Here is a 22636-nt window from a genome sequence, read left to right on the forward strand (position 1 = left end):
AATTACAATGTTGTATATTAAAACTAATAATTATAATTGCTTAAAGGTGTTTTCTGCCGGTTTTACGCTCTTAGCGAGTGTGACGTTATTGCTCTGCAATAGCGCCTTTGCGGGTTCCCAATCGATCATGATTACCGTCGCTAAGGGGTTTGGTTTATCGCTTTATGCCTCGGATATTGGCGATGCTAAGCAGATGGCGATGGGGGCTGATGGCACTTTATTTGTCGGTTCCAATAAGAGCGGCACTATCCATGCTCTCGTTGATAGTAATCAAGATGGTCGTGTCGATAAGCGATATGTGATAGCCAAAGGGCTTGAATCACCCGATGCGATTGCATTCCACAATGGTGATTTGTTTGTCGCCACTGAAAATCAAATAGTGCGCTTTGTTGATATTGAGCAAAGATTGCGCCGCCCGAGTCGACCCAAAGAGATTTACAGTGACTTACCTTACTCAGAGAAGAAAAGTTCTCGGGCAATTAATTTTGGCCCAGATGGCCGTTTATATGTGTCTATTGGTGCGCCCTGTAACGTCTGTGAAGCGCCAGTGCCTTACAGTAGTATCATAGCGATCAATGTTGATACTGGCGCGAGTGAGCAGATTGCGGCTGGTGTGCGTGATGCAAGTGGATTTGATTGGTCGCCAATAGACAAAAAATTATGGTTTGCCGATCAAGGACGTGATTGGATGGGGGACAACTTGCCTCCCGATGAGATTAACCGCATCGATGTGATAGGGAGTCATTATGGCTTTCCTTATTTACATGCCAGTAGTGTTGTCGAACCTGCCTATGAAAAACCGAAAAACTTAAAAATCACTCTGCCAATGTATGAGTTGCCAGCCCATGTTGCACCCACGGGACTTGCATTTTATCGCGGCAGTCAATTTCCCGATATTTACCATAATCAGTTGTTTGTCGCCGAAAATGGCTCGTGGAATCGTTCGAGTAAAGTTGGCTATCAAGTAGTTATGCTTAAGATTGAAGATCAAAAAGTGGTGAGTCGTGAAACGGTTGTTAGTTTCCTTGACGGTGAATTTCCCGTTGCTCGACCCTTTGCGCTGTTATCGGCATCCGATGGTGCTATGTACATCTCCGATGATTTAAAAGGTAACGTGTATCGCTTGTTTTATAAGGGCGATAGTACTGAAGAAACACAGGAACTAGAAGAAAATGAGTGACGCTATCAAGTTAAGTCTCGATGGGGTAGAGCAAATGCCATTGCGGCGCTTTACCGAAGAGGCTTATCTGAACTATTCCATGTACGTCATTATGGACCGAGCCCTGCCACACATTGGGGATGGACTTAAACCGGTACAGCGTCGAATTATCTATGCGATGAGTGAGTTAGGTTTATCGGCTCAATCTAAGCATAAAAAGTCGGCCCGTACGGTTGGTGACGTATTAGGTAAATACCATCCTCACGGCGATAGTGCCTGTTATGAGGCTATGGTATTGATGGCGCAGCCATTTTCATATCGTTACCCGTTAGTCGATGGCCAAGGTAACTGGGGGGCCCCCGATGATCCTAAGTCATTTGCGGCTATGCGTTATACCGAAGCTCGTCTCTCTAAATTCTCTGAAGTGTTACTCAGTGAACTGGGACAAGGTACGGTTGAATGGGGTGCTAACTTCGATGGCACTTTGAAGGAACCTAAAGTACTGCCTGCACGTTTACCGCATATCTTACTCAATGGTATTACTGGTATTGCCGTAGGTATGGCGACGGATATTCCGCCGCATAACGTGAGAGAATTAGTCTCCGCCTGCGTAGCATTGCTCGATGATCCTAAGCTTGAACTCGAGCAATTGATGGCCTTTGTACCAGGCCCTGATTATCCAACTGAAGCCGAGATTATTACCCCGTCTGCCGATATTGCAAAAATTTATGAGTCGGGCCGTGGGTCATTAAGAGCACGTGCGATTTACACTGTCGATGGCGGTGAAATCATCATAACGGCGCTGCCGCATCAAGCCAGTAGCGGTAAAATTTTAGAGCAAATCGCTGGTCAAATGCAGGCGAAAAAATTGCCTATGGTGGCCGATTTACGCGATGAGTCGGATCATGAAAACCCTGTGCGTCTTGTGGTGGTGCCGCGCTCCAATCGCGTTGATTGCGATCAACTGATGGCGCATTTGTTTGCGACCACGGATTTAGAAAAGAGCTTTAGAGTTAACTTAAACGTGCTGGGTCTCGATGGACGTCCGCGAGTTAAAGGGTTGAAAACCTTATTAACTGAGTGGTTAGAGTTCCGCGTTGATACGGTTAAACGTCGTTTAGAATATCGTTTAGACAAGGTGGTCTCGCGGTTACATATACTCGAAGCCCTAATGATCGCTTTCCTCAACATTGATGAAGTGATCGAGATTATTCGTTTTCACGATGATCCTAAAGCCGAGTTGATGGCCCGTTTTTCACTCAGTGATAAACAAGCTGAATCGATCCTCGAGTTAAAGTTACGGCATTTAGCTAAGTTAGAAGAATTTAAGATAACGGCCGAACAAAATGAGCTTGAAGCCGAACGCGAAAAACTGGAGCAGTTATTGGGCTCAGAGCGTCGCTTGAAGACGTTGATCAAGAAAGAATTAATTCAAGATGCCGAAACCTATGGCGATAATCGTCGCTCGCCAATCGTATTGCGTAATGAGTCCAAAGCATTAACTGAACAAGAGTTAACACCGACAGAAGCCGTGACTGTTGTCTTATCTGAAAAAGGTTGGGTGCGTTGTGCTAAGGGCCACGATATCGATCCTTTGTCGCTCTCCTATAAGTCTGGCGACCAATATCTATGTAGCGCGATGGGACGTAGCAATCAGGCCGCAGTGTTTATTGATTCGTCTGGGCGGGCTTTTGCGACTGATAGCCATACTCTGCCATCGGCCCGTAGCCAAGGTGAGCCTATTACGACTCGCTTCAATATGGCACCTGGCGAAACCATGCAGCATGTGTTGATGGGTGAAGAAGACCAATGTTACTTGTTAGCTACGGATGCGGGTTACGGTTTTATTTGTTCATACAATGATATGGTGTCGCGCAATAAGGCAGGTAAAGCCTTGCTGAGTCTACCAACAAACGCTAAATCATTAACGCCTAAGTTGATCGACCGCACTAAAGAAATGTCACTGCTAGCGATTACAAACGAAGGGCGGATGTTACTGTTTTCGCTAGAAGCGTTACCGCAATTATCCAAGGGTAAAGGTAATAAAATTATTGGCATACCAACCGAAAGGGCCAAGAGTCGCGATGAACTTATGACGCATTTACAATTAGTGCCGAGTGATACGCCGGTTACCTTGTGGGCAGGTAAGCGCAAGCTCACACTGAAGCCAAGCGATCTTGAGCATTATAGAGGTGAACGTGGTCGTCGTGGTGCAAAATTGCCTAGAGGATTACAACGTGTCGATAGCGTTGAATTAGGTGACGGTGGTGATACTTTAGCAAGCATCTAATGCTTTGTAATGGTTTCAATGCTGTAAAGAATTAAATGGGTTAACTAAAACCACCTCAGTTTGGCTTAGGTGGTTTTTTATTTTTGGCGCTTTTGGATTAGATTTGAGGCATAAAAAAACCTACTGTATTACTACAGTAGGTTTCTATTATCTCTTAGGTAAGAGATTAGAAGTCGTAACGTACGCCTACAGAGAATACGTTGTCATCTTGTAGATCTGTTTTAGCATTAGCAACAGTAAAATCACCACGGTACATAGCGTATTGACCATAGATCATAGTTGATTTCGCTAAGCGATAATCAGCACCAATGTTGAAGTTTTGGAAATTGATGTCATCAGCACCTTTTACGCCGCCCAGTTTAGTGTAAGCACCACCTAAACCAGCTTCATCAATGCCGTATTCAGCCTTCAGGTTTACACCGTTCAGATCATAAGAAACGTTAACAAAGTAAGTGTTACCTTCGATGTCATTGTTCACAACATCTTCAGAGTTTTGGAATAAACCACCAACTTTGAATTGACCGAATTTTGCTTGGCCAACTAAACGGTATGCATCAACACCAGCAATGCCTTTGTTATAGGCTACTGCAGCATAGTAATTCTGTTCTTTAAACTTGCTGTCACCTAGAGTTGCGCTTAATGCATATAGGCTTTCAGAAGTCTTAGCTGTAGTGTCGTTATCATCAAATTGATAGTTAGCGTTTAATGTCACTAAGCCTGCAATTTTTGGTGAATAGTACCAAGCACCATCGGCAGTACGAGTTTGGGCACTGACTAAACGGTCGATATCGGCGTTAGTGTTACCGAAAATATCCACAGCACCTTCGGCTTGTTTGAATACTGAGTCATTACGACCCACTAACACAGTACCAGCGTTAGTTTTTAAACCTAAGAAAGTGTTACGTGCTTTGAAAACATCACCTGCACCAGAAGTGTTTTCAACTTGGAATTCCATTTGGTAGATAACGTCAAAGCCATCAGCGATTTTTTCTGAACCTTTAACACCTAATAGAGAGAAGTTGTTTTCTAAATAAGTACCTGCGTTATTCTCATCGGCATAGTTTGCTTCTAAGCCGTTAGTACCTGATTGTAGAGTGGCACCTGTGTCAGTATGGGTTAGAGCAAGCTCTAAACGACCATAGAAGCTTGGGCCTTCGGCTAGCGCACCGAATGAAGCCAATGCTAAAACTGATGCAACTGATGCAGAGATGAATGTCTTTTTCATGTTTTGTGCTCCCTCGAACCTAAGTTCTTATCCATTTTTCATGGTTTTTGTGTGGTTTAACGCATTTGCTACCTGAGTCGGTAACAAAGTTGCCGCCGATTTTTACAGTTTTACGACTCGCAGGCTGTGGCGCAGATCATGTTTTTGGCTCTCCTTGCCTATATTCGGGCCATTTCTGGGATCTTTCCTTATATCTTGACTGCAAATTTACCTGAAAGGGGTAAAACTCTATTTTTCACTTACTACTTAAGTGGTAGGTAAGGCGGATTGCCTTAGATAGTGCGTCGGCGAGGGTAACTGTAGCATATACTAATGCTGTAGCAAGTCTGTCATATTGGTTATAGATTTGTGTTTGGGGGCGATATCTAAGCAGAAAAAGCGGCCGAAGCCGCTTTTTTATCAATAAATAACCTTGGGGTTAGTTGATTAATCTATTTAAAAATCAACGCGTAAACCGACAGTAAAGATGTTGTCATTCAGATCTTGCTTTACATCGGCCAACATAAGATCACCATCGAAGCGTGTGTAGTGACCATAGACCATAGTCTTAGTGCTCAGGCGGTAATCTGCACCCACACTGAACTGTTGCAGGTCAACATCACGGACCTGTTCTAGGCCACTGTTGTCTTGGTCACCAACATAACGGCTCACGTACTTGCCTAGACCTGAGTCATCTTTGCCGTACATCATCTTTAGTTTTAAGTCGCCAATTAAGTAGGCTGCGTTGACAAAATAGGTATCGCCTGAGAGATTGGCAAACTTATCATCTACATGCTCACTGTGTTGATATAAGGCACCTAAGATTACGTCACCGAATTTAGCTTGGGCCACACCACGGTAGGCTTCAACGTTATCAATACCATCACTATAGGCGGCAGCGACATAGTAGTTTTGTGCTTTAAAGGCTTTATCCCCTAAGGTGGCGCTCAGAGCATACATTTGATCTTTGCTATACACGTCGTTGCCATTGCTATCCACTTGGTCATAGTTATCACTCATCAGATAAGTGGCATTAAGCGTCACGAGATCGGCAATTTTAGGTGAATAGTAAGAAATGCCATCGGCTGAGCGTGTTTGGCCTGCAACCAGTAAGTCGATATCAGCATTGGTATTACCGAAAAGATCGAAGCTACCTTCAGCTGCTTTAAATACGGTATCGTTACGACCCACTAAAGCCGTACCTGCGGCACTTCTGATACCTAGGAATGTATTACGGGCATTGAAGGTTTTATTTGAGTTGTCAAAGTTTTCGACACCAAATTCCATTTGATAAATGATGTCAAAGTAAGGGCTTACAGTTTCAGAACCTTTTACGCCTAACCAAGAGAAGTTGTTTTCAAGAACAGTGCCCTCCTTTTGGTTTTGAGTTGCATAACCTGTGTCTGAATTGGTAATGGCAAGATCAGCATGACCATAGAATTCAGGGCCATCGGCGAGTGCTGTGAATGAATAGAGTGTGAGGCTAGAAATAATAGCCGTCGTCAGTAGATTCTTTTTCATCTTCATTTTCCTGTGCTTATCGCTGTTATATGCATTGATAACTTCAGTATCTATGCATGCTGTTGAGCTTTTATGCGGCAAAGTCTGCACAGACTTGAAATGATAAAGTGTGATCTTGATCATGTTTCATATAAAGGATGGCTTATTCAACATATTGTTTTACAAGTGAAATACATGTTTTTATTAAGTCGATTACCAAATTACTCGGTTGTAAATGATGGGCCTTTGCTTTTATTACACTCATTTAGTATTCGTATCCCTTTGCATCTGGTGTTTGGTGGCTGAGGATCTGATTTCGGTTTATGTCGATATCGTTTAGAATCCACGGCACATTTCTGGTGTTGCTTTTAAGCTGTCCCAGCTGGTGTTTACTGGATGCTGGGGCAAGCGTTCCTGCTGTTATTGGGTAATATAAGGTAAGTATTTATGACTGAGGCCTATCAAAATCGATTTGGCGGAATTGGCCGTTTGTATGGACAAAAGGCGTTGGCTAAATTTGCCACATCCCATGTGATGGTAATTGGTATTGGTGGCGTCGGTACTTGGGCGGCTGAAGCCTTAGCGCGGAGCGGCTTAGGGCAGATAAGTTTGATGGATTTAGATGATATCTGCGTCACTAATACTAACCGACAAATACATGCTCTTAGCTCTACTATCGGCGGTTCTAAAGTTGCTGTGATGGCACAACGGATCCGTGAAATTAATCCTGATTGCCAAGTGAATGAAATTGAAGATTTTATTACATTGGATAATCTAGGCGAGTATTTGCTTGGAGCTAAAGAGGGTGGCAATATTGATTATGTTATTGATTGTATTGATGCCGTTAAGCAGAAGGCTGCGTTAATTGCTTGGTGTAAACGTCAAAAAATTAAGATAGTGACAGTGGGCGGTGCGGGTGGACAGACAGATCCGACGCAAATTCAGTTAACTGATCTCGCTAAAACCTACCAAGATCCTTTGCTAGCCAAAGTGCGTAATATTTTGCGCCGCGAGTATAACTTCTCTAAAAACGTGCAACGCCGGTTTGCTATCGATGCTGTTTTTTCCAGTGAGCAGTTAGTGTATCCCCAAGCCGATGGCTCAGTGTGCGGTACTAAAGCGGCGGCTGATGGCAGCATGAGGATGGATTGTGCTTCTGGTTTTGGGGCTGTGACTATGGTCACTGGGACATTTGGTTTTGTGGCGGCAAGTCGCGTATTAGCGCGATTGGCACAGCAGGCTCAAGAGGCGGTTTAAACTCTTAACCTAGATTCAGTCAAGATATCACCACTTTCAAGCGCGGTGATGCCCCTTCAATATTATGTAATTTCATTAGGTTATACCTAGATATAAAAATCTTGTTGATTATTGACTGGTTCACATTGAGTGTATGGAAATTTAATATCAAATTGTGGGCCGCCTAGTTTTGAGTCTGCGCGATAACTCATAGTGCCTTTCAACAGTGTTGCGGCATTAAAGGCCGCTGATAATCCTAAGCCAGTACCACCTTTATTACGATTTGTAGTAAAGAAGGGTTCGAACATGTGCTCAGCAACATCGGCTGGAATGGCTAAGCCATTATTTTGAATGCTGATTTGAATTGATTCTTCATCCAAAGTCGCACTAATGTGGATAAGATTGTCTTCATGTCCTTGGAATGCATGGGTAAAGGCGTTCGAGAGAATATTACTAACAATTTGATTTAACAAACTGATATTGGTTTTGATATTGAGTGTAGGCTCCACGTTGATCTCCGTTGAGGCGTTAACATTGGGATGCATAATTAATGTCGACTCTAGGATTTCATGTAGCTGCTGGTTTAGATTACAGCATTGGTGTTCTTCGTGACTGCGATCGATGGCGATCGTTTTAAATTTTTGAATTAAACTACTGGCTTTAGTGATATTACGGACAATGAGTTCACAGCTTTCTTGGTACTCATTAAGTATTTCATTTATCTCATCTAATGTGGCTTGATCGCTGTGGATCAGGTCGATCAGTTCTTCAATATGGCTGAGCTGCGCACTTGCCGCCGTCAAACAAATGCCAATTGGGGTGTTTATCTCATGTGCAACCCCTGACACGAGTCCACCCAAGGCCGCCATTTTTTCTTGCTCAACTAAAACCTGTTGTGCTCGTTTTAGTGCGCTAAGGGATTGTTCTAACTCTAGTGTTCTTTCTTTTACTTGCCTTGCGAGCTCTTCTTTATAGCTACGTTCGAGCTTGAGTAGCCGCTCTCTATCTTCTAAGGCTATTTGCAGTTCCGTCTTAGAATTCTTTAAGGCGCTAAATGAGCTTCTAAGTTGTACTTGCATGCTATTGATGGAATCGGCGACTTGTTTGAATTCATCAATTTTTTCATGACGGTCAAATTGTAGTGGCTCGTATTCATGGTCTATGTCGATATTTTTGCAGTATTGGCTGAGTTTATCTAAGTGTTTAGTAATGTTGAACCACACTAAAAATAGAATAAACCCAGCCACTAAGAAGGTTTTAATGCCATTAGAAAGCAGAATGATAATGGCCTTATCATACAAGCGTTGATAGATAGCATCGACATCGACTTGTATTTCGAGTGTGCCGACATTGATGTTTTCAGTCGGTGATTTATAGACTAAAGGAAAGGTTTTATCTAAGGAGTGTTCTTGTTTTTGCTCGCCTGCATTCCATGCTTGGCCGCTGTCATCTTTAATCGAAATATAGTTAATATCGGGCAGCTGAATTAGCCCATTGAGCTGAGTGTTAATGAGCCGCTCGTCAATAACCCAAATACTGGCGGCGAGCACATCTAAGTTCACCTTTTCCATGTTGGAAAATACTCTATCGATATGCACTACATCATTGCGATAATCACTGATCAACTGATACGCAGTGGTGATTAAGGTGATAACAGAACTAAAAAGTACAATAGACAGGGTAAGGTGCCTGCCTATGGGGCTTTTGATAAGTTGGCTAAAGAATGTCAGCATCTTAAATTTTCTTTATGCAATAGCGGCTTGAGATGCTTATAAGCATAGACCTACAGATCCAGAAAGTGCATTTTCTCGCAGATAAAATCAACGAAATATGTCTTCATTTGTGGCATTAAATTTGCTTATTAGCCGATAAGTTCAATTTTTTGTCACTGGGATAGCACTATGTTTAAACTCAAGCTGGATTCAGTTAAGTTTTTTAGCCCGAAGAAAATGATGTTTAGAGTCATGCTGTGGCTTATGGTGAGTTGTTCTGTCTTACTTCTTATTCCCCCTAATGTGCTGGCAGTGCTGGCGCTCGATAAATTTGTGCCAGAACATGCACAGTTTGTTGGATTAGGTCTAATCGTTTCTATCGCTTATTTTTTGAGTCAATTAATTAACTTAGGCTTAGATGAGTCTATCCGTCATTTAAGTGATAAGCGCGTTATTGAGACGATTGAAGCTAAAGTGAATCTACTTGATCCCGCTGAGCGAGCTTTAGTGAGGGAATTCTTTCTTCAAGGCGCCACGATTTTGACTCTGCCGCAAAATGAACCCGCTGTAAAAAGTTTAGTGAATGCCTGCATCTTAGAAAAGCTCGGTAACGAGCGCCATTATGCGATTCAGGGACCGACCGCCGACTATAAGATTGCCATGAAAGCGCGTATGTACCTCAACCGTGATGTGCTGCGTTTGCCAGCAGGTGAGCCGAGCCAAGAAGAAATGCAGTCGTTGATTAAGGCGCGTCCGCAATTTTTGAATGGATTAGTACAAAACAGAAAACACGCAGCATAGGCGTGTTCTACCTCACTCGGATGAGTGCTAGCAATGTTTTAGTTAGCACTTTTAACATGCGAGACAACAAAAAATGGGGGTGATAAGACCCCCTAGATTTTGCATTTATACAAGAAACATGAAGAACAACTGGAGCAAAAACTATGGTTTCGGTGCCGACTTCACAATGAACATCCAAGTGATATAAGACACTATCCCTATTGTGCTAAAGATAACGATCATTGAAAGTAAGCCTATGGGGTTACCAAACATTAGATCTAACCAAAATGCCATGACTGAAATCCTCTTTCCTGTGAAGTCCTCGCTAAATTAGCGGTATTCAATAGCTAAAATACTGATCTCGATCAATAAAAAATCGACATAGGAATACAAAGTCATAACGCTTAGTTAACTCTGTGATCTTGGTCAAATTTAAAGGTATGCTTAACAGCGACGAGTTCAAATAATTTAGCTTTGTTTCTTCTTCCGTTAGCGTCTAGGATTAACCTATTCAACTCGATCGATATTCAGTTAACGCGCTATTCCATTTATTCGTTCTTGTTTTTATATGAAGGCGCGATATCAGTTTTTTAAAGGAGTAAAAATGGATTCTAAAAAAAGTCACAAGGATTCAATGGGATATAATTCTATCTTTGCGCCACTCTTGTTGCTGATTTATCCCCTCTATTGTTTGGTGATCACAGGGCACTTTGTTGCCATTTTGTGTTTAAGCGCGCTCGCCGCCATTTTAATGTTCAACATCAATAAATTAATTCGTAATTTGAGACAACTTGAGCGTGCAGCACACCACTTAGGCGAGGGAGATTTGAGTTATCAATTGGAAGAGAAAGATGCGGGTGTGTTCATTAAGGTAGTACATAACATTAATCGCATGGGTGAAGATGTCAGCCGTACGATTTTGTCTTTATCTGATACCTGTGAAGGGATGAAAAAAGTCGCCTCGGATATCAAGGTTATCAGTGAACAGGCAAAGCAAGGCGTGTTAGAGCAAGAGCATCAAACGGAACTGGCAGCCAGTGCGATGACGCAGATGGTTTCAAGCGTACAAGCTGTATCGCAAAATGCGGTGAGTGCTGCGCAGGCAGCTGATATTGCCCAAAGTTCTGCTAAGCGCGGTGATCAAATCATGAATGGCATAGTCACTAAAATTGGCGCTATGTCGCAACAGATCCATGATACTCGAACCGTGATCGAGCACTTGGCCGCCGACAGCAACAATATCAGTAGTATTATTGAAACCATTTCGCAGGTGGCCGAACAGACCAATTTACTCGCCTTAAATGCTGCCATTGAAAGTGCGAGAGCGGGTGAACATGGTCGCGGTTTTGCTGTAGTCGCCGATGAAGTGCGTAATCTCGCTAAACGAACATCCGAAGCCACGGTTGAGATCCAGCAGCAAATCGCCGCATTACAAAAAGGCGCACAACATGGTGTTGAAGTCATGTTGAAAAACGTGGCGATTGCCGACGAAACGGCTGATATGGTTGATCAAGCTCACAGTGCACTCGGGCAGATTGTCGCTCAGGTGGAGACCATTACCGATATGTCCCACCAAATCGCCACGGCATCGGGACAACAACATACAGTAGCAGAGGAAATTAATAAAAATATTAGTGTGATGGCTGAGCTAGCCCTGAGTAATGCCTCCCACACCAATAACACTAACTTATCGAGTTTGAAAGTGTATAACATGTCGCAGGAAATCGGCTCCTTGCTGCATCGGTTCCATGTGAATGCGGCATTTTTTAATTCGAGTCAGGCGCAAAATAAACTCTTTGTGAAATGGGGGCCTGAGTTAGACATAGGAATGCCAGAGATCAATCGTCAACATCAGCGCTTAGTCTCATTGATCAATGAATTACACCGCACATTAAATGAAGAGTATGGACTCGAAGCCATCAAACGTATCGTGCAAGGGTTAGTAGATTACACGGCCAATCACTTTGCCTATGAAGAGGAACTCTTTGCGCGTTTTGGTTACCCTCAAACTGACAGCCACAAGGAAAAACACGGCAAGTTAGTAGGGCAAGTACTTGATTTTCAAAAGCGAGTTGTTAGAGGTGAAGATGTTGCCGACGAATTAATGGCTTTCTTGAAAGCTTGGTTGGTAAACCATATTCAAAAAAGTGATAAAGAATATACCGCTTTTTTATTATCCCATGGCGCAGAATAACCCCAAGAGCATGATTTTTGAGCGGTTAAATGCAATTTGTATTAAAGTCGCGGCAAAAGACTTGCCATTGTCATAAGCAAAGGTATAATTCCCAGCACTTAGAGACAGCCAGTTGTTTTGATTGCTTCTAAGTGCATATTTGATATGCCAGTGTGGTGAAATCGGTAGACACAGGGGATTCAAAAGTCACAGTGTTTACAGCTTAAATTTCACTAAGCTGTTGATGTAAAAAGTTAATTCAAAAGAATTAACGCGCAAAATCCTTGCAAAGATTTGCAAAGTTTTTGAGATTGAAGATTATGCCAGTGTGGTGAAATCGGTAGACACAGTGGATTCAAAATCCACCGCCCTTAAAAGCGTGCCAGTTCGAGTCTGGCCACTGGTACCACTTCAAAGCCGACCTTAGCGTCGGTTTTTTTGTATCTAAAATTCAGTGATGTTAGATACTTACCAACTCGCTGCTTTGCTAGAGTTCATCACTTTCCTTCCAGCAAAGCACCACACTGGGCATGTTTGCCTAGGTCAAATCTTTGATGGTGGTTGTTTTTCCATTCTCCATCACCGACTTAATCCCGTTATCTCTCGCAGCCGTGCTCGAATACATTTGGCTAGTGCCAATGATTTGATGGTTGGCTGCTTTGAGGTTGAAATACGGCTTCTCGTTTTTAGCCACTTCTTTGGCATATCGGGCTTCGATTGGGGAGTTGGTTTGCACGGATTCAATACCGTTCAACGCACCACTCTTACCTGTGTAAAGCTCGCTGGTGAGAATGACCTCTCCATTTCCCGCCTTTAATACAAACTTAAATTGCTCATTACTGCTTTTACTTAATTCATACCATCCTGACATGGGTTTACTCCTTATTCTTTAGCGCAAGCAAGGAAGACATTTCCTGCTTGAGCATCAGTGTAGTCGATTTCATTTTATTTGAGATGTGACTTTTACGGCGGTTTTGAGTGTTTTGAGGGTTAATCTGCCGACACGTTGACATTAAAAACGGCTAACTCCTGCCAATAGCACAGGAAGTTTTGCTCCCATATCGGATAAAACGCTACTGCTGCTTCAATGACTAATACTCCGCTAATGCTTTGAAATACGCCGCAACTAAAGTCAAAGTCCAGTTCTTTAACCAACTCCCATTGCCCCATTTGGCCGACATAGCAAAAGTCGGTGATGTAGCATAACTGCCATTGCTCGGCGTGTTTCTCTAGCCTTATCTCCACAGGATGAAAGCCACCCCGTTGTGGGCTGTAATCCGGATCACGAAAGTTAATCGTCACGGCATTGTGTGCTTGGTTACTGATAAACGGGGTTAATGCCAATAGCAGTCTGTCAGAGACAGGCAATGCCAACTCTTTGTTGATGGTATTCATTGTGTGTCCTTAGTGGTGTTAGAACAAATCGGAGTGGGTTTCGCGAAGGCTGGTAAAGCGGTTAAGGCCAATAATCACATGGTCGAGGACATTGATATCCAGCACTTTGGCGCACTCAATGACTTTACGGGTGAATTGAATATCGCTAGTGCTTGGTGTTGGATCGCCTGAAGGATGGTTATGAACAAGGATAACGCTGGGCATATTGAGAATAACTGCCGTGCGTAACACTTCGACGGGTCGCATACTGATACCGTTCACTGAACCTGTCGCCACCACCTCAACGCAATTAATAGTGTGCTGGTTGGTCAGGTTTGCCACGATAAACATTTCTTTGGTTTCATGCTTTAGGTAGTCAAATACCTGCGCGGTATCTTCAGGCCGTGTGATGGCTTGCTCGGCTAAGGCGCACTGGGTTTCTTTGAACTGATATTTGACATTGATTTCTCGGATAATCGCCATGGTCTATCCCTATTGATACTAAAGACTCAGGAGCGAAAGGGCTTCTTTCTGCTCCTGATAGTGTGTGCATTACTTGGTGGTTTTGGCTGAGGTATCAACCTTAGCCTCACTCTTTGGTTCTGTGCTGGCCTCAGCACTAGCCTTAGCTTTCTTGGTCGGGAACTTAGATGCCTTGAGGATGAACTCATCTAGCTCTCCTTTCTCCACAGCATCGATAATCAGCTTGATAGTGTCAGGTAGCTTGGCTTTATCTCCGACATCAATGGCGGGTTTATCCTTTACCAATTCGATAGGCTTAATCCCGATACGGACTTCGAAGTAATAGTGACCTTCACTGTCGTAGTACCATGGGCGCACAGTGATACGGCGGCGCACCTTCTTACGCTCTCCTGTCTCTGGGTCTTTGACACTTTTCTCGCGGTAGGCTTCAAACTCGCTGCCTTGGATAAAGCATTCGGCCATATCCAATTGCTGCTTCAGCTTGTCAACCAAGCGGGTTCTTTTGCCGATGATAGGTGGCTTAACGGCGATTTCAGGGCGAGCGATAACCTTGAGCGAACTCAATAATGTTGTCATGGGGTGTTCCTTTTCGTGGGTTGTATTACTGGAGTTAGTTGATAAAGCCAATGCGGCGCGCGGCTTGTTTACGGTTGTTTTCTTGGGTTAACAGGGTAATAGCGGTGGCTCTGTGGTTGTGGTTAGGTTGAAATAACATGCGCCTTGCTACGATAGCGAAGTCACCGGGCGTTAATTGTTGTAGTGCGTGAAGTTGGTCAGCTTCGGTTTGGGTTAACTTAGTGATACCCAATACTTGCTTATACAAGGTCTGGCGCTGGCTTTCAGTCAGATAGTCACAGGTCAGTTTAAAGTCAAAGCGGCGCATCACTGCGCTGTCGATAGCGCTGAGTGCGTTAGTCGCTGCAAACACGGGCATGGTATTGCATTCAAGCTGTGACAGCAGTTCATTGATGAGCTGCACTTCATACTGCGCTTGAGCGCTCTCACGCTGACTGAGCAAGCTATCGACTTCATCAAAGAGCATTAGCTTCTTTGTTCTGTGCGCTTCTCTAAACAACGCTGCAATGTTCTGCTCGCTCTCACCTACATACTTGCTTAGTACATCAGAGCACTTGATGTGCATGATATCCATGCCGTGGGTTTCAGCTAAGTGATGTACCCAACCTGTTTTGCCTGTACCTGGGGGGCCATTGAGTAGCACCCTAACTGGGAGGCTATTGGCTATCGCGGTGTCGATATCACTGATAATGGACTGTGTATCTTGCCCGTCGATGGCGTTAAGGTTTAAGCAACTCGGGTCAAAGCTTAGCTGGCCTTGATATTTAGCCGCTGGCGGCTCTTCCCCGCAGGCTTCAAGGGTGGCATCAATAACGTCCAATACCACGATTTCAGCCTCATCCCCCGTTAAGGCTAAGGTACTCGCCACATGGGCGGCGTTCGCAATATATGCCGGAGCGGCATTAGATTTACTGGCTAACACCAAGCGAAACGCATCCGATACCTTAAGTGATTTGAGCATGGTTTTACTCATGGCAAAGCTAAAGGCTTCATCGGGCACAGGGATTTCCATCACTAACTTAAAGCGGCGTATGTAGCTTGGCTCCAGTTGCGATACATGGTTGGTAATCCAAATAGCAGGTACAGGATTGGTTTCCAGTAAGCGCATTAAGCCTTCTTTAGAGTAATGCTCATCGGCATGCTTAAACACGCTTTCGCATTCATCAACCAATAACAGGCTTTCATCTGAGCCATCGAGCAAGCTTTGCAGTAGATTAAGGTAGGTTAAGCGTTGGCTAGTCGGCTCTTTACTTAAGAACTCATCAGTCACTTTACCATCCTCAAACTGCACACTTTGCACTTCCACTAAGCTGCGCCGCAGTGCCTTTGCTAAGGTGCGAGATAGCTCGGTCTTGCCTGTACCCGCTGCCCCATAGAGTAAAATGTTAACCCCTTTCAGCCGCTGAGCCATGGCCGCCCTTAGATAGCGATACACTAAATCGGCATTCACATGCTCAAATTGTTTAAGCTTGAACTGTGCTGTGGGGCTGTGTTTGATAATCGGCGCGAGCAAGGCTTCACGGCGAGTAAGCTTTTCAGTCACCAGCAATATCCTAAACGGCTCAGGTATTCTCAACAAATGTGGTAGGAGTAATGCTGCTCCCTCAATAAAGCGATTACGGGCTAAAGGTTCTAGTTGCTCATGGATATCATCACTGCTAAGCCCCGTCTCATGCTCTAACCAATGTATGAGAATATCCGTATCATGGTCAGCTAACAGGTTAAGCAACTCTTTCAGCCCTGCATTGGCATTGAGCACGATGATGAGCACCATCATGGGTTTCATCGCGGCATCTAGCTTAAACAGTTCACACAGAAACCGCGCATTGTGCTGCACCGTTTCTGCCATTACAGGGTAATTATCCTTTAGCGGAAACAGCGCGAGGGTGCTCTCGATATCATGGTTAATGCCATGTTGTAGCTTGATACCCACGAGCGAGTTAATCGCATAGGACGGCATATACTCAAAGCCATAATTGACGGCTGACAGCAATAAGTCTTCGGCGATTTGGGTTGCAAGGTAATAACAATGCTTAGCGTGTTTAGCGATGGGTTTGACGTTTATCATCGACTGCCGCGCCCCCGTTTAATGGGTTTATCCGGCGGAATGTAATCCAGCATCGCAGCGGCTTGCTTCATAAACGCATGGTCACGTTTATCGTAAATGGTGGTGGTACTGATATCAGCGTGTCCTGCCATTTGGCGCACGGTATTGATATCCACATTTTGCTCAAGCAAGCGAGTAATAAAGGTACGGCGTAAATCATGGGGTGATACGTTATCCACCCCTAGCTCATACAAGGTATCTTTAACTAACCGATATAAAGCCGTTGGGGTGGTTGGCTCAGATAACTTAAGCTTGCCAGTCAGCGTTGACTTACACACTAAATAACCCTGCTGGCGCTGACGTAACTTAAGCCATGCCAGCAGATTTTGCTCTACCCACTCAGGCAAGAACAAGGTACGGCTCTTGTTGCCCTTCCCCGCTGCCACTGTCAGGGTATGCAAGTTGGCATCGTAGTCACTCAGCATCAACGCCGATAACTCACTGCGGCGCAACCCAGTGCCCAAGAACAGGCTAAATATCACCAGATTACGGGTAGCAAAGGTGCCTTTTTGCGTTTTGCAGTAATCCAATACCGCGGTCACTTGCTCTGTGCTTAACGGCGTACCTTGATGCTCACCGTGCTTCACTTGATTAATGGTCTGTAAGTTTGCGACTTGCGATAAATCGGCTTTGTTCATCAAGGCCGCCACTTTGACGATGTTCTTAATTGCTATCATGGCGCGGTTGATGGAACGCGCTGACCACTGCGCATGAGTCATCACTGCGCGTATTTGCAGCGCTTGTTGATAGTCTATCTGACATAGCTTGTCATCGAGACCGTCTTCTTGCCACTGCATGAGTCGCGCAATACTGCGCATTTGAGAGCTGATAGAGCGCTGACTATTAATAGACAGGCGGCTCAAATACAGCGCATAAGGGGTCGCTGTAGTCATAGAGAACTCCAGTAAGTGTATTAAGTTGAATTGTGTTTAGAGGGTTTAGCGAGAAGGGGAAAGTGATACTAGAAACACGTTCATAGTATCACTTTTGAGCCTAAATTTCAGCCACTGTTTTTGACACGGTTAGGAACAATAAAAAGGGGAGCTAAGTTGCTCCCCTTGAACCTTTGATTGGCTTATTTACTCACATTTTTAATAAGCATACTGTACAGTTCGTTAAACTTAGCCCTTAACTTATATGGCTGGCTATGCTTTGAGGCTTTATTTGAATGTTCCATCATTAACCCCTTAACATTCAACAATTCTTTGTGAACCGCTTCTTTGATTTCCTCTGACTTCAGAGGCATTAGCCTGCATTTTTCGATATAACGTTTCATCTTGCGGCGTTCATCTTTTGGCAAGCGCTGCAAAGCAGGTTTTAGCCCGCAAGCTATGATAGCAATAATGGTATGTGGATGTAGATTGGTTAATGGCTTCAAAGCATTTAAATCATATACCTCGATACGCTTAAGATAATCACATGGACCTAAGAAAGCAGATAACTCATGTAACATACAGTTAGGTTTTAATTGGGCTTCAAGGCGTGTCTCCGGCTCACCGGTTGTCATAAGATTTTTCGCCTTACAATTCGCAGTGCGGTCATAAGCAACCAACCTAAATTTAGCCTTCCTATTTCCGAAATAGTAACTTCCAATATCACCATTTTTTGCAAAAGCAATCATAGATGTTTGTGATTTTGCTAGGTTAAAACTTAGCTCATTTATTTGAATCGCTAAATCATGGGCGATATCAACAGCAGTGACTTTCATATTATCACTAGCTAGAAGTCCATGATCTGAAACTATATGTTCAAGCCATTGTCTTGCTATAAAAAAGTGTTTTCGTTTTAGCGGAAACCCATTAAAACTTAGCCTGATGAAAGGCCTATTCTCTGCATAGGGGGCAACTTGAATGAACAAGTGAGGTACACCATTTTGTGGTCGTGCCCAATCTATAATTTCTAGCAAAGGTAGCTTAATACAGTAGCGATAGCCGCCTGAAGACTTAAGAACTTGCGACTGTGCTAGTTGATGGTGTTTAGCTATTGATTTAGCAATCTCAATGATGTTGTTGGCGATATTATGCTTGCAAAGTTCATCTAAGCAACGCATGACGATTACTAAGTTATCGCATAGAACGGCATTCAGAATATTAGCTATAAACTTATTCATATGATGCCTCCAAAGTCTTTAAGTGTTTGGTCAGTAACTTGATAGCTTTTTTGACGGTCTTAAGTTTCTTGCCTGCGTCAGTATCGATAAACGCAGCGATTATGGCTTTGCTACTTTTGAATTTGTCAGCCTTAATCTTGAACTGTTTAAGGAATTGGCGATGGCTTTCACTTTGTTTGACTTTCTCTGTGTTGGATTGTTTAGCCGATATCTTAGCCTTCGCATCAGAGTCTAGAGTTTCATCGTCGCTATCATCAAAATCTAGATCCGCATCCTCTTTGACTTCATCATTTACTTCAACATCTAGACCATCATCAGAATTATCTTTATCGAGTAGGTCAAGTGAACGCATCGCGGCTTCGACTATCTTGCGGGTGTATTTACCGTTGATAGTAATGTCCTCACCGTGTTCTTCTTCAATATGCTCAACCACATCTTGAATTTCTTCATCTGTTAAGTCCTTCATTGGTAGCATTGAGTTGTCACTAAAGAAACCAATAGCATGTGGTCCGTTAACCACATGCGCTACTCTTGCAGCCCAAACTTGTTTGAGTGCGACGTCATACGAGATTTTGAGATTATTTTCGACATAGGCTTTAAAGTCCGCATAACCAAGTTTTTTATAACCTTTATTCTCATGTATGATGAATAGTGCTTGCTTGAGTTCAATTTGCGATGTTTTAACGATACTACCTAAGTGTTTAACGTGATCACGAGAGAGTTTAAATGTACCGTCAAAGGCGGATTTAAAATCGCGTTCGTCGTTGAATAATTCTGATACCAACTTCGACTTTGGAAATGATTTATTCGAGCCGTCATCTTTGATAGCGTGTTTGTTTTTGACAGCTAACGACGTTGATTTCACTTTCTTAGTTTTCTTCGGTTTCTTTTTAGCGTGCTTAGTTGCTGGTACTTTTGCATCGCTAATTTGTTTACGTTTAATAGCCATTGTAAATCTCCTAATTGAATCTGTTTGTGTGATCGGTGTGAACCGATCTCCTGATTTACAGATTCGATTTTTCATCACTGAATCACCTTTCTCTGCAATCACAGATCCGTTTACAGATTACAATTTGTAGCTATTCAGATACTGCTATCTAGTGCTGTGTCTACTCGTTCATAACTGCAAGCTTTCAGTTTTAGAGATAGCTATTAGTGATGATGACTACAATCATGCTGGATAGATATGTTCTAGAAACACCTTATTAGACAATGAATTATGTAGGAATTATGATTTAGATGCATAGACGGGACGATGCTTTGAATTATGCTAAATTAAATAGGTGAACGCTAAATTCGACGGGACGACGATTGATTTTTCTCGTTGGCGATTTACTTCATCGATATGATGAATTTGAGCTGCAAAAATCTGAAATTAAGACGGGACGACGAATTTGTTTTCGGTTGAGCTTTATCATAATGCTTTACCGACGGGACGATGAATTGATTGACTGTTTATGTGATCGGCTTTAGTTTTGTTAGTGCGTATGGGGCGTAGTTACTGTAGTAATCTCGTAGTCAAGGAAATGGTATGTTAGCTAACCGAAAATTAAATTTTAACTTTATTAACCAGCATATGGAGGAATGGTTCAAGGCCCTTAAAGTTCATAATGAACAAGTTATTGAGAGACGTTGTAGACAGTTACTTAATAGTAAAAATAAACTACCAAAGGAACAATTTGCAGAGTTTCAGGTATGTATCGATAAAGTAAAAAAGCCTGCATGGGAAAATTATCTTAGAAGGTGTCGTGATAAAAAATATGAGAAAGGTCGGGGCAGAATTTCAATCAATAAATCGACACAAGAGCAGTTAGACGAGTTAAGAAAAAAACTTGATGCTGATTCATATGACACTTTGATTGTTACATTAATTGATACTTATAAAAAAGCAAATCGGACTAAAAGTGCTCTACCTAAACCGAAGAGAAAGTAAAAATATTCGAAAGAGAATTTAGTTAATCACGACAATCATGTCTACAAATTTGAACTTTAAATATTGGTGTAGTGACTCGATATTTATCTAGGGCGAGAACGTTTTAGGTGCACGAGTTGCTTGCAAAATGAGCTAAGGCGTGACAAATAATCGAAAGCTGCACGGTTGGATACAATAAAGATTCTTATTAAATGTATGATTTAAAAGCTGAATACTCTTAGAGTTATTTTAAGGACTCATCTTAGAAGCTGTAGTTGAACAAGTCTCACTTTTTTATGCTAGGCATGGCTTATCGCAAATAGCTGTGATTGATAGTTTAATTTTACTATCATTTCAGATTGTGCAATTCTGCGATACTCACTTTAATTTATTGTTTTATAGGTTTTTATGAGCAAGTTTGATCTATTAAATACCGAAATGACTTCTTCTGAGGCCACCGAGTATTTAGAAAAAATACAAGATAGTTTGGATGAGATCTATGTAGCCGATAAACCGCCATCAGGTGAGGCCGGTACGATATGGCGATATTTTTGGGGAAACCCTCGCACTATTACACCACTTACTATGTACTTAAGAGGAATATTTTGGGCAGAAATAGATGCTAGCGAGATTTTATTGAAGGAGCAAGCAAAGAAATTAAGAGCTAAATCACAGAAAAAAATCAAGACGCAAGCTCAAAAAGAACAAGAAGAAAAAAATGAAATATCTATAAATAACAATAAATTAAAAAAAGAGAATGATGAATTAAAAAGCCAACGAAAAAATGAAAAAAATGAGTTGCGTCGGTTTAAATTTATAGAAAGGTGTAAAAAGCACCCGCGTATGGAAGTTGCCCAAGCTAGAGATATTAATTTTCTATACAAAAGATTGAACGAATACACATCCATTAATCTTGAAGAACTTGAGTCATACAGACTGCAAAAGCAGCTTAAGGACGATTTACCGTATGACTCGAATGATTAAAACTCTTTTAAGTGTCCTTAAGTGCTAGAGGGATTACTACTTATCTAGCATTTATATGTCGTATTAGTTTGACTTGTTAGTCAGAAAACGGCCTGCTTTAGTTGAGCACTAAAGAGGACTCGTACTACCATATATTTATCCTATATGTGGTGTATCGCACTCGAGTACTAACGCGCTGAAGCCCGCATGCTTGATAATATCAGCCGCGGTCTTTGTTGCTTTTTATGGAGTGCTGCTGTCTGGTATCTTTTTCTAACATATTGACGTTTGTGTGGAAAACGTGCTTTATACCAAGTTTAAAGAATCGTACTTTAATTACTATCAATGGAATTGTGGGCTTGTAGCAGAGGGAAAGTAAATGAGTAAATTGCTAGAATGGAAGTTTGCCGTCATCAATGATTCTCTTGATAAACTATTTGTTTTGGTTGAGAAAAATGAACATCCACGGATGTTGGATGACTTGAAGGATTTTGTTAAAAAGACGGGCAAGCTTGAACTAGAAGACAGTTCATTCATGTCTATAAATGATTGGTTTGATTATTTAAGCCCTGAAACCCTCAAAAGCTTTAAAAGGACAATGTACGAAAAACGTAGGAAGAAAATCCGCCTTAAACATGAGACTCAGGTGGCGCTTCAGACATTGAAGGAAGTACATAAACTCAAAAGTGTTAACGATGTGATTTTATATTTGTTGGATATATATAACGAAGGTTCAGAAATAGGTGGCCCAAGACCCTATGTGCATACTATGTCTGAATCATTGTACGATAAGTTTGATGAGCCAATTTTACCATTGTATCCCAGAGCTAGAGTGGCAATGTGCTCATTATCGTGAAGGTGCTAGAGAAGCTTAACTAAAGGAATTTATGTCATGGGAAGACGCTACAGACGCAGAAGCCACGCCAACCAAATAATATCAGACGCGATCGTTATCGGCAGTCGATTACCTTGGTATGGTGCACTGTTGTTTGGTTTCATCTCCTACTCTTCTACTATGCCGTTCCCTATTGGTTAAGCTCTGTGCATGCCACTCAGG

The 22636-nt window shown here is 42.6% G+C and carries 21 protein-coding genes and 1 tRNA gene; 10 read left to right on the plus strand and 12 right to left on the minus strand.

The genetic code is table 11. The features are described from left to right. Window positions 1–7 precede the first annotated feature (7 nt). Window positions 8–1180, plus strand: a complete 1173-nt coding sequence (locus L5M51_RS20730; RefSeq protein ID WP_263174403.1) for a PQQ-dependent sugar dehydrogenase — start codon at window positions 8–10, stop codon at window positions 1178–1180. Then, on the plus strand, window positions 1173–3449 hold the full coding sequence (gene parC / locus L5M51_RS20735; RefSeq protein WP_263174404.1) for a DNA topoisomerase IV subunit A: 2277 nt from the start codon (window positions 1173–1175) through the stop codon (window positions 3447–3449). The genes L5M51_RS20730 and parC overlap by 8 nt, the downstream gene beginning before the upstream one ends. A 166-nt stretch (window positions 3450–3615) precedes the next feature. On the opposite strand, the gene L5M51_RS20740 is transcribed toward parC, so the two are convergent. After that, the gene (locus L5M51_RS20740; protein ID WP_105251476.1) at window positions 3616–4674 is read right to left on the minus strand and encodes a porin; all 1059 of its coding nucleotides are present in this window, start codon (window positions 4672–4674) and stop codon (window positions 3616–3618) included. 435 nt (window positions 4675–5109) lie between these two features. After that, on the minus strand, window positions 5110–6174 hold the full coding sequence (locus tag L5M51_RS20745) for a porin (protein WP_263146725.1): 1065 nt from the start codon (window positions 6172–6174) through the stop codon (window positions 5110–5112). A gap of 426 nt (window positions 6175–6600) precedes the next feature. Between L5M51_RS20745 and tcdA the strand changes: the two genes are divergently transcribed. Next, window positions 6601–7410 carry a tRNA cyclic N6-threonylcarbamoyladenosine(37) synthase TcdA gene (gene tcdA / locus L5M51_RS20750; protein WP_263146728.1) on the plus strand — a complete coding sequence of 270 codons (810 nt, stop codon included), beginning with the start codon at window positions 6601–6603 and terminating at the stop codon, window positions 7408–7410. An 86-nt stretch (window positions 7411–7496) separates the two neighbouring features. Here the strand turns inward: tcdA and L5M51_RS20755 are convergent, their stop codons facing one another. Then, window positions 7497–9122: an ATP-binding protein gene (locus L5M51_RS20755; RefSeq protein ID WP_263174405.1), complete on the minus strand. Its 1626-nt coding sequence runs from the start codon at window positions 9120–9122 to the stop codon at window positions 7497–7499. A gap of 168 nt (window positions 9123–9290) precedes the next feature. Here L5M51_RS20755 and L5M51_RS20760 point away from each other — a divergent pair, with 168 nt between their 5' ends. After that, the gene (locus tag L5M51_RS20760) at window positions 9291–9902 is read left to right on the plus strand and encodes a superinfection exclusion B family protein (protein WP_105251480.1); all 612 of its coding nucleotides are present in this window, start codon (window positions 9291–9293) and stop codon (window positions 9900–9902) included. Between the two features lie 141 nt (window positions 9903–10043). Here L5M51_RS20760 and L5M51_RS20765 read toward each other — a convergent pair whose 3' ends face one another. Then, on the minus strand, window positions 10044–10175 hold the full coding sequence (locus L5M51_RS20765) for a DUF3149 domain-containing protein (RefSeq protein ID WP_105251481.1): 132 nt from the start codon (window positions 10173–10175) through the stop codon (window positions 10044–10046). Between the two features lie 310 nt (window positions 10176–10485). Here L5M51_RS20765 and L5M51_RS20770 point away from each other — a divergent pair, with 310 nt between their 5' ends. Together L5M51_RS20770 and L5M51_RS20775 are read left to right on the plus strand one after the other, a co-directional pair. Then, entirely contained in the window at window positions 10486–12075 is a 1590-nt protein-coding gene (locus L5M51_RS20770; RefSeq protein WP_105251482.1) for a bacteriohemerythrin, read from the plus strand. 301 nt (window positions 12076–12376) lie between these two features. Next, window positions 12377–12463: transfer RNA gene (locus L5M51_RS20775), tRNA-Leu, on the plus strand. 129 nt (window positions 12464–12592) lie between these two features. On the opposite strand, the gene L5M51_RS20780 is transcribed toward L5M51_RS20775, so the two are convergent. The 8 genes from L5M51_RS20780 to L5M51_RS20815 form a co-directional block, all read right to left on the minus strand. After that, window positions 12593–12925, minus strand: coding sequence for a YegP family protein (locus L5M51_RS20780; RefSeq protein WP_011847750.1), 333 nt, complete (start codon window positions 12923–12925; stop codon window positions 12593–12595). Between the two features lie 119 nt (window positions 12926–13044). Continuing rightward, window positions 13045–13449: a DUF2787 domain-containing protein gene (locus L5M51_RS20785; RefSeq protein ID WP_263174406.1), complete on the minus strand. Its 405-nt coding sequence runs from the start codon at window positions 13447–13449 to the stop codon at window positions 13045–13047. 18 nt (window positions 13450–13467) lie between these two features. Next, the gene (locus L5M51_RS20790; RefSeq protein ID WP_261272414.1) at window positions 13468–13911 is read right to left on the minus strand and encodes a JAB domain-containing protein; all 444 of its coding nucleotides are present in this window, start codon (window positions 13909–13911) and stop codon (window positions 13468–13470) included. Window positions 13912–13980: 69 nt separating this feature from the next. Next, window positions 13981–14487: a DUF6641 family protein gene (locus tag L5M51_RS20795; protein ID WP_263174409.1), complete on the minus strand. Its 507-nt coding sequence runs from the start codon at window positions 14485–14487 to the stop codon at window positions 13981–13983. A gap of 34 nt (window positions 14488–14521) precedes the next feature. Next, a complete protein-coding gene (locus tag L5M51_RS20800) occupies window positions 14522–16555 on the minus strand; it encodes an AAA family ATPase (protein ID WP_263174411.1) in 2034 nt (677 codons plus the stop codon). Continuing rightward, window positions 16552–17487, minus strand: coding sequence for a tyrosine-type recombinase/integrase (locus tag L5M51_RS20805; protein WP_263174413.1), 936 nt, complete (start codon window positions 17485–17487; stop codon window positions 16552–16554). The genes L5M51_RS20800 and L5M51_RS20805 overlap by 4 nt, the downstream gene beginning before the upstream one ends. A 182-nt stretch (window positions 17488–17669) precedes the next feature. Then, window positions 17670–18704 (minus strand): hypothetical protein, encoded by a 1035-nt coding sequence (locus L5M51_RS20810; protein ID WP_261272418.1) that lies wholly within the window; start codon window positions 18702–18704, stop codon window positions 17670–17672. Beyond that, on the minus strand, window positions 18697–19653 hold the full coding sequence (locus L5M51_RS20815; protein WP_263174414.1) for a hypothetical protein: 957 nt from the start codon (window positions 19651–19653) through the stop codon (window positions 18697–18699). The genes L5M51_RS20810 and L5M51_RS20815 overlap by 8 nt, the downstream gene beginning before the upstream one ends. A 582-nt stretch (window positions 19654–20235) precedes the next feature. Here L5M51_RS20815 and L5M51_RS20820 point away from each other — a divergent pair. From L5M51_RS20820 to L5M51_RS20835, 4 genes are all read left to right on the plus strand, one after another. Continuing rightward, window positions 20236–20637 (plus strand): hypothetical protein, encoded by a 402-nt coding sequence (locus L5M51_RS20820; protein ID WP_261272420.1) that lies wholly within the window; start codon window positions 20236–20238, stop codon window positions 20635–20637. Window positions 20638–21024: 387 nt separating this feature from the next. Further along, complete coding sequence (locus tag L5M51_RS20825; protein WP_263174416.1) at window positions 21025–21600, plus strand: hypothetical protein; 576 nt, start codon at window positions 21025–21027, stop codon at window positions 21598–21600. A 358-nt stretch (window positions 21601–21958) separates the two neighbouring features. Beyond that, on the plus strand, window positions 21959–22435 hold the full coding sequence (locus L5M51_RS20830) for a hypothetical protein (RefSeq protein ID WP_263174418.1): 477 nt from the start codon (window positions 21959–21961) through the stop codon (window positions 22433–22435). A 36-nt stretch (window positions 22436–22471) separates the two neighbouring features. Further along, window positions 22472–22615, plus strand: a complete 144-nt coding sequence (locus L5M51_RS20835; protein WP_263174419.1) for a hypothetical protein — start codon at window positions 22472–22474, stop codon at window positions 22613–22615. Window positions 22616–22636 lie beyond the last annotated feature (21 nt).

This window comes from Shewanella sp. SM73 (genome assembly GCF_025653795.1).
Taxonomy (GTDB): domain Bacteria; phylum Pseudomonadota; class Gammaproteobacteria; order Enterobacterales; family Shewanellaceae; genus Shewanella; species Shewanella oncorhynchi.

What these genes read in the sequence shown, in the direction of transcription:
- L5M51_RS20745 (WP_263146725.1), bottom strand. Translation starts at nt 6,174, where the DNA reads ATGAAAAAGAATCTACTGACGACGGCTATTATTTCTAGCCTCACACTC.
- L5M51_RS20830 (WP_263174418.1), top strand. Translation starts at nt 21,959, where the DNA reads ATGAGTAAATTGCTAGAATGGAAGTTTGCCGTCATCAATGATTCTCTT.
- L5M51_RS20800 (WP_263174411.1), bottom strand. Translation starts at nt 16,555, where the DNA reads ATGATAAACGTCAAACCCATCGCTAAACACGCTAAGCATTGTTATTAC.
- L5M51_RS20755 (WP_263174405.1), bottom strand. Translation starts at nt 9,122, where the DNA reads ATGCTGACATTCTTTAGCCAACTTATCAAAAGCCCCATAGGCAGGCAC.
- L5M51_RS20795 (WP_263174409.1), bottom strand. Translation starts at nt 14,487, where the DNA reads ATGACAACATTATTGAGTTCGCTCAAGGTTATCGCTCGCCCTGAAATC.
- L5M51_RS20780 (WP_011847750.1), bottom strand. Translation starts at nt 12,925, where the DNA reads ATGTCAGGATGGTATGAATTAAGTAAAAGCAGTAATGAGCAATTTAAG.
- L5M51_RS20790 (WP_261272414.1), bottom strand. Translation starts at nt 13,911, where the DNA reads ATGGCGATTATCCGAGAAATCAATGTCAAATATCAGTTCAAAGAAACC.
- L5M51_RS20835 (WP_263174419.1), top strand. Translation starts at nt 22,472, where the DNA reads ATGGGAAGACGCTACAGACGCAGAAGCCACGCCAACCAAATAATATCA.
- L5M51_RS20815 (WP_263174414.1), bottom strand. Translation starts at nt 19,653, where the DNA reads ATGGCTATTAAACGTAAACAAATTAGCGATGCAAAAGTACCAGCAACT.
- L5M51_RS20760 (WP_105251480.1), top strand. Translation starts at nt 9,291, where the DNA reads ATGTTTAAACTCAAGCTGGATTCAGTTAAGTTTTTTAGCCCGAAGAAA.
- L5M51_RS20770 (WP_105251482.1), top strand. Translation starts at nt 10,486, where the DNA reads ATGGATTCTAAAAAAAGTCACAAGGATTCAATGGGATATAATTCTATC.
- L5M51_RS20730 (WP_263174403.1), top strand. Translation starts at nt 8, where the DNA reads ATGTTGTATATTAAAACTAATAATTATAATTGCTTAAAGGTGTTTTCT.
- L5M51_RS20820 (WP_261272420.1), top strand. Translation starts at nt 20,236, where the DNA reads ATGTTAGCTAACCGAAAATTAAATTTTAACTTTATTAACCAGCATATG.
- L5M51_RS20785 (WP_263174406.1), bottom strand. Translation starts at nt 13,449, where the DNA reads ATGAATACCATCAACAAAGAGTTGGCATTGCCTGTCTCTGACAGACTG.
- L5M51_RS20765 (WP_105251481.1), bottom strand. Translation starts at nt 10,175, where the DNA reads ATGGCATTTTGGTTAGATCTAATGTTTGGTAACCCCATAGGCTTACTT.
- L5M51_RS20805 (WP_263174413.1), bottom strand. Translation starts at nt 17,487, where the DNA reads ATGACTACAGCGACCCCTTATGCGCTGTATTTGAGCCGCCTGTCTATT.
- tcdA (WP_263146728.1), top strand. Translation starts at nt 6,601, where the DNA reads ATGACTGAGGCCTATCAAAATCGATTTGGCGGAATTGGCCGTTTGTAT.
- L5M51_RS20740 (WP_105251476.1), bottom strand. Translation starts at nt 4,674, where the DNA reads ATGAAAAAGACATTCATCTCTGCATCAGTTGCATCAGTTTTAGCATTG.
- parC (WP_263174404.1), top strand. Translation starts at nt 1,173, where the DNA reads ATGAGTGACGCTATCAAGTTAAGTCTCGATGGGGTAGAGCAAATGCCA.
- L5M51_RS20810 (WP_261272418.1), bottom strand. Translation starts at nt 18,704, where the DNA reads ATGAATAAGTTTATAGCTAATATTCTGAATGCCGTTCTATGCGATAAC.
- L5M51_RS20825 (WP_263174416.1), top strand. Translation starts at nt 21,025, where the DNA reads ATGAGCAAGTTTGATCTATTAAATACCGAAATGACTTCTTCTGAGGCC.